Raw genomic sequence first — 6,269 nt, forward strand, 5'->3', positions numbered from 1 at the left:
CCGGGCGCGGGAGCAGGGTGCCGAGGCCGTCGCCGACGACGTGGCCGACCTCGACGGGGAGGTGTTCGACGCGGCCGTCGACTGCACCGGTGCCCCCGCCGCGATCGAGGCCGCCTTCGACGCGCTCGGCAGGGGCGGCAGGCTGCTGGTCTTCGGGGTGGCACCGGAGCGCGCGCGGGTGTCGTTGTCGCCGTTCCGGATCTACCACGACGAGATCACGGTCGTCGGTTCGATGGCGGTGTTGCACAGCTTCGGCGCCGCGCTCGACCTCGTCGCCCGCGGTGTGGTCGAGGCGGACGCGCTGGTGACGGACACGATGCCGCTTCAGGAGTGGCCGGACGCGCTGGCACGCATGCGGGCGGGCACCGGCCTGAAGACCCACATCGACCCGGGCCGGGAGCGCTCGGACGTGCTTCCGGGCGTCGCGGGAGGAGAGTGACGATGGACCGAGTCACCGGCGGTCGCCGACGGCCCTTCGCGGCCCTGCTGCTGGTCCTGGCGCTGCTGGGGGTCTCCGGCTGTGCGGGGGCGGGGGCGCTCGGCGGCGACGGGCGGACGCTGACCGTCGCGATCGTGGCCAATCCGCAGATGAACGACGCGATCGCGTTGTCCGACCGGTTCGAGCGCGCACACCCCGGGGTACGGCTGCGGTTCGTCTCGCTGCCGGAGAACCAGGCACGCGCGAAGATCACCGCCTCGACCGCGACCGGCGGCGGCGAGTTCGACCTCGTGATGATCAGCAACTACGAGACACCGCAGTGGGCCGCCAACGGGTGGTTGCGCGACCTCGGGCCGTACCTGGACGCCCACCCCGACTACGACCACGGGGACTTCATCCCCAGCATCCGGGAGTCGTTGTCGTACGAGGGGTCGATGTACGCGGTGCCGTTCTACGGCGAGTCGTCGTTCGTGGCCTACCGCGAGGACCTCTTCGCCGAGGCCGGGCTCACCATGCCCGAGAACCCCACCTGGTCGGAGATCGCCCGGTTCGCCGCGGTGCTGGACGACGAGGAGGCGGGGATGGCGGGCATCTGCCTGCGCGGCAAGCCGGGGTGGGGCGAGAGCCTCGCCCCGTTCAACACGGTGGTGAATACCTTCGGTGCGCGCTGGTTCGACGAGGACTGGCGCGCGCGGCTGACGTCGCCGGAGTTCCGCGCGGCGGCCGGGTTCTACGTCGGTCTGCTCCGCGAGCACGGCGAGGTGGGAGCCGCCAGTGCCGGGTTCTCCGAGTGCGGCACGCGCTACACCCAGGGGCAGGCGGCCATGTGGTACGACGCCACGGTCATGGCGGGCATCAACGAGGACCCGTCGTCGAGCACCGTCGTCGGGAAGTCGGGCTACGTCGCGGCCCCGGTGCGGCACACCCCCGCGGGCGGGTGGCTCTACACCTGGGCCCTGGCGATGCCCTCGGGAACCGAGAAGCCGGATCTGGCCTGGGAGTTCCTGTCGTGGATGACCGACAAGGACTACGTCCGGCTGGTGGGCGAGACGTTCGGGTGGAACCGCGTGCCGCCGGGGTGCCGGAGGTCGACCTACGCGATCCCCGAGTACCGCGAGGCCGCCCGCGCCTACGCCGAACCGACGTTGGAGGGCATCCGGAACGCGAACCAGGAACAAACCATGACGAAGCCGGTGCCCTACCCGGGAATCCAGTTCCTCGGCATCCCCGAGTTCCAGGACCTCGGTACGCGGGTGAGCCGACAGCTCTCCGCCGCCGTCGCGGGGCGGATCACCGTGGACGAGGCCCTGCGGCGGTCCCAGCGGTACGCCGAGGACGTCGGCGCGGCCTACCGGGAGACGCGATGACCACCACCCTCGAAGGACCCGCCGAACACCGCGGGCACCGTCGGTCCACCCCGGAGCGGTCCAGCCCGGGTGACCGCGCCCGGGCCTGGCGGCGCCGTGCGCCGTTGCTGCCGGCCCTGCTGTTCACCGTCGCGGTGACCCAGGTGCCGTTCCTGGTCACCGTGGTCTACTCGTTCCAGTCGTGGAACCTCGTGCGGCCCGGCTCACGGCACTTCGTCGGATTCGACAACTACGCCGCCGTGTTCGCCGACAGCGAGTTCCGCGGGGCGCTGCTGAACACGGTGCTGCTCACCGTGGTGTGCGTGTTCGTGTCCCTGCTGCTGGGGCTGGGGCTGGCGCTGTTGCTGGACCGCCGGTTCGTCGGCAGGTCGGTGGTGCGCACGCTCGTCGTCACGCCGTTCCTCCTGCTGCCCGCCGCGGGCGCGCTGTTGTGGAAGACGACGATGTTCGACCCCACCTACGGACTGCTCAACGCGGTGCTCGGCACCGACGTCGACTGGCTGTCGCGGTACCCGCTCGGCGCGGTGATGACACAGGTGATCTGGCAGTGGACGCCGTTCATGACCCTGCTGATCCTCGCCGGGCTGCAGGCGCGGCCGCCGGAGGTGCTGGAGGCCGCCCAGGTGGACGGTGCCGGCCGGTGGCGGGTGTTCGCCTCGATCACGCTGCCGCAACTGTCCCGCTACCTCCAGCTGGCCGCCCTGCTCGGGGCGATCTACATCGTGAACACCTTCGACGCGATCTACCTGATGACCCAGGGCGGGCCCGGCACGGCGAGCACGAACCTGCCGTTCGCCATCTACCAGCGCGCCTTCCAGGGCTTCGACGTCGGGCAGTCCTCGGCGATGGGGGTGCTGGTGGTGCTGCTGACGCTGATCGTGGCGACGTTCGCGCTGCGGGTGATGTTCCGGTCGTTCGACGTGCGGGGAGGTGTGCGATGAGAGCGTCCCGTCCGGTGCTGACCGGCGCCACCTGGCTGGTCGCGGTGCTGTTCGTGTTCCCGGTGGTCTGGATGGTGCTCACGGCGTTCAAACGCGAGGCCGATGCCTACACCGACCCGCCGACGGTGCTGTTCGCGCCGACCTGGGAGCAGTTCGCCGGTGTCCTGGAACGCGGCTTTCTGCCGTACCTGGCCAACTCGGCGGTGGTGACCGTGCTGTCCACCCTGGCGGTGCTCGCGCTCGGCATCCCCGCCGCGTACGCGCTGTCGCTGGCACCGGTGAAACAGACCGGCAACGCGCTCGGGTTCTTCCTGTCCACGAAGATGCTCCCGATCGTGGCCGCCATCATCCCGCTGTACGTGATCTCGCAGAACACGCGGCTGCTGGACACGGTGTGGATTCTGGTGCTGCTGCACACCGCGATGAACCTGCCGCTGGCGGTGTGGATGCTGCGCTCGTTCTTCCTGGAGATCCCCACCGAGATGCTGGAGGCGGCCCGGGTGGACGGGGCCTCGCTGCCGACGATGTTGACGCGGGTGGCCCTGCCCGTGGTGGCCCCCGGGATCGCGGCGACGGCGCTGATCAGTGTGATCTTCTCGTGGACGGAGTTCTTCTACGCGGTGAACCTGACCGCGGCCCGAGCCGGGACGGTGCCGGTGTTCCTGTCCGGGTTCATCACCAGTGAGGGTCTGTACTGGGCGCAGTTGTCCGCCGCCGCGCTGCTCGCGTCACTGCCCGTGGTGATCGTCGGCTGGATCGCGCAGAACCACCTCGTGCGCGGCCTGTCGATGGGGGCCGTGAAGTAGGCGACAGGCGACAGGGGGAGTGGCACGGGCGTCGACGCGCAGTACCGAACGGGAGGGGCGACGGGCAGGGCCGACGGGTAGGGCGCGGGAACTCAGCCCTGCCGTTCGCCGATCGTCACGGTGGTCCGTTGTCGTTGCCCGTCGCGGAGGTATTCGAGCTCACGCTGTTGGCCGGGCTCGGAGCGGCGCAGCGCGGAGAGCACGTCCTCGACGTTGCGGACGCGCGTGTCGCCCAGTCCGACGATGACGTCACCGCGCCGCAGTCCCGCCTCGGCGGCGGGGCCGCCCTGTTCCACCCCCAGCACGAGCGCGCCGCGCTCGGCCTCGATGCCGAGCCGGTCCCGGATCGACGGGGTGAGCCTGCCGAGTGAGGCGCCCAGGTAGGCGTGCGTGGCCACCCCGTCGCGCAGCAGTTCCTCGGCGGTGTCGACCACGGTGGACGACGGGATGGCGAACCCCAGCGACACCGCGCCCGCGCTGGGCGGGATGTAGGCCTCGTTGATGCCGACGACCCGTCCCCGGGAGTCCAGCAGTGCCCCACCGGACGACCCCGGGGAGATCGACGCGTCCGTCTGGATCAGGTCGACCAGCGAGCGGTTGCCCCGGGTGGCCGACCCGGGGATCTCGCGGTTCAGGCCGGACACCACGCCGGCGGTCACGGAGTTCTGGAAGCCCAGCGGTGAGCCGATGGCGATCGCGATGTCGCCCTGCCGGGGGAGCTGCTCGCGGTACACGGGGACGGGAAGATTCTTCCGCTCGGTGCGCAGGACGGCGAGGTCGGTGAACTCGTCCGTGGCGATCACCCGGGCCCCGGAGGCCGTGCCGTCGGCGTAGACCAGCTCGACCTCCTCAACGTCGGCGACGACGTGCTGATTGGTCACCACCACGTCGGGCCGCAGCACGACGCCGCTGCCCACGCCCCCCTCCCCGGCGCGGACGGTGACCATGCTCGGTTCGACCTGTTCGACCAGGTCGGCGTATCCGCTGCCGGAGACACCGCCGTCGGCGGGCGCGGTGGTGCCGGTCGCCGGTGCCTGCCGTTGCCCCTCTCCACCGGTGCAGCCACCGACCAGCGCCACGGTGACGACCAGGGCACCGAGAACACGGGCGATCCGCATGTCGGCGGGCTACCCTGTCCGCGCGCCGTCAATCCCGGGAGGTTCACCGGCCGAGCACCGGGGAACTCCCGGGGCGACCGGGCGGGTCGGGTGGTGACCGCCGGAGAGGAGGACGGGTGCACGGAGTCGTCCGGCGCAGCGTCGTCCCGGCCGCGGTCCTCACCGTGGTGGTGTCGGCGTGCGCCGACGGGCCGGACGGGCCCGGTGGCACGGACGTGTCGCCCACGGACACCGTCCCGCCGACGGGACGCACCACCGGTGCGGCCGAGATCACCGTGCGGGGGACGGTGGTGCGGGGAGTGGAGCCGAACTGTCTGGTGCTGTCCACCGGTCGGCGGGAGTACCTGCTGGTGCGGCCCGGACCCGAGCTGCGGCCGGGTACCGAGGCCGTGGTGCGCGGAACTCCCCGTCCGGGGATGCCCACCACCTGCATGCAGGGCACTCCGTTCGTCGTGCGCGAGGCGGACCGGGTGGGCGGGGGCGGCACAACGTGAAGCGACGTCAGGAGGCGGCATGACACGGACACACCCGCTGTCCGAGGGACGTGGCGGGGTACTGGTGTGCTTCGACGGATCGGAGGGGGCGCACACGGCACTGTGGTGGGCGGCGGCCGAGGCGTCGGCACGCGATCTGCCGCTCGTCGCGGCGCAGTCGTTCGAGTGGGATCTGCCGTCGCTGCACGCGGTGGACGAACACGGCGAGTACAACGAGCGGCTGTTGCGGGAGAACGCCGAACAGGACCTCAACCGGGCGACGGGCGAGTGCCGCGAGGCGTTCTCCGGGCTGACGGTGTTCTTCGCGACTCCGGACGGTCCGCCGGAGGTCACCATGGTGCAGCTCGCCGACCAGCTCGACCCGGTGATGGTCGTGGCGGGCGCCTCGGGACGGGGGGCGCTGGCGCGGATGGTGCTCGGCTCCACGGCGGCCGAGCTGGCACGCCGGGTGCGTCAGTCGTTCGTGGTCGTGCGGGGTGAACCCCCGGCGGCCGACGCGCCCGTCGTGGTCGGGGTGGACGGTTCGGACAACAGTGAACGGGCCGTGGACTTCGCCCTGGACTTCGCCGAGTACCACCGGGCGCCGGTACGGGCGGTGTACTCGTGGACCGACTGGCCGCTGGAGGCCTACGCCACCGCACCACCCGGCCAGGTGGGGCTGACCCACGTGGACGAGTCCACCCAGGCCCTCGCCAAGGAACAGCTGGACACCGCCGCCGCCCGGCACCCGGACCTGGGAGTCGACTGGGAACCCGTGACCGAACGGCCCACGCACGCGCTGCTCGACCGTGCGGAGGGCGCCCGGCTGCTGGTGGTCGGCAGCCACGGGCGCGGCCCGGTCACCCGGGCCCTGCTCGGTTCGGTGAGTCACGCGGTGCTCTACCACGCGCCGTGCCCGGTGGCGGTGCTGCGCGCACTCGACCGGGATGAGGAACCGGTGCGGGAGGACACCGTACCGGGAGCCGAGGGGCTGCGGACCGCACCGCCCCGGGGCTCAACGTGAGGTCGAATCCGCATCGCCCCGGTCGTCGGGGCCTCCGGAACCGCCCCGGCCGTCGGGCGGCGACCCGTCCCCTCCGGCGGTGTCCGGGTCGCCCGCGGGGC

7 protein-coding genes are annotated in these 6,269 nt (G+C 71.9%); 6 read left to right on the forward strand and 1 reads right to left on the reverse strand.

Annotated features, from left to right (window positions below; genetic code table 11):
- The 4 genes from SACHA_RS20505 to SACHA_RS0105710 form a co-directional block, all read left to right on the forward strand.
- On the forward strand, positions 1-439 hold a 439-nt coding region (locus tag SACHA_RS20505; protein ID WP_039738056.1), incomplete at its 5' end, for a zinc-binding dehydrogenase.
- 2 nt (positions 440-441) lie between these two features.
- Complete coding sequence (locus SACHA_RS0105700) at positions 442-1,806, forward strand: ABC transporter substrate-binding protein (RefSeq protein ID WP_028662920.1); 1,365 nt, start codon at positions 442-444, stop codon at positions 1,804-1,806.
- Positions 1,803-2,747, forward strand: coding sequence for a carbohydrate ABC transporter permease (locus SACHA_RS0105705; RefSeq protein WP_019807869.1), 945 nt, complete (start codon positions 1,803-1,805; stop codon positions 2,745-2,747). Before SACHA_RS0105700 ends, SACHA_RS0105705 begins: the two co-directional genes overlap by 4 nt.
- Positions 2,744-3,553, forward strand: coding sequence for a carbohydrate ABC transporter permease (locus SACHA_RS0105710; RefSeq protein ID WP_028662921.1), 810 nt, complete (start codon positions 2,744-2,746; stop codon positions 3,551-3,553). Before SACHA_RS0105705 ends, SACHA_RS0105710 begins: the two co-directional genes overlap by 4 nt.
- 92 nt (positions 3,554-3,645) lie before the next feature.
- On the opposite strand, the gene SACHA_RS0105715 is transcribed toward SACHA_RS0105710, so the two are convergent.
- Positions 3,646-4,671, reverse strand: coding sequence for a S1C family serine protease (locus SACHA_RS0105715; RefSeq protein ID WP_019807874.1), 1,026 nt, complete (start codon positions 4,669-4,671; stop codon positions 3,646-3,648).
- A gap of 116 nt (positions 4,672-4,787) precedes the next feature.
- Between SACHA_RS0105715 and SACHA_RS0105720 the strand changes: the two genes are divergently transcribed.
- Complete coding sequence (locus SACHA_RS0105720) at positions 4,788-5,165, forward strand: hypothetical protein (RefSeq protein WP_019807876.1); 378 nt, start codon at positions 4,788-4,790, stop codon at positions 5,163-5,165.
- Between the two features lie 19 nt (positions 5,166-5,184).
- The gene (locus SACHA_RS0105725) at positions 5,185-6,168 is read left to right on the forward strand and encodes a universal stress protein (protein ID WP_019807877.1); all 984 of its coding nucleotides are present in this window, start codon (positions 5,185-5,187) and stop codon (positions 6,166-6,168) included.
- The last annotated feature ends 101 nt before the right edge of the window (positions 6,169-6,269 follow it).

Origin of the sequence: Saccharomonospora halophila 8 (assembly GCF_000383775.1) — a bacterium.
Classification (GTDB): Bacteria; Actinomycetota; Actinomycetes; order Mycobacteriales; family Pseudonocardiaceae; genus Saccharomonospora; species Saccharomonospora halophila.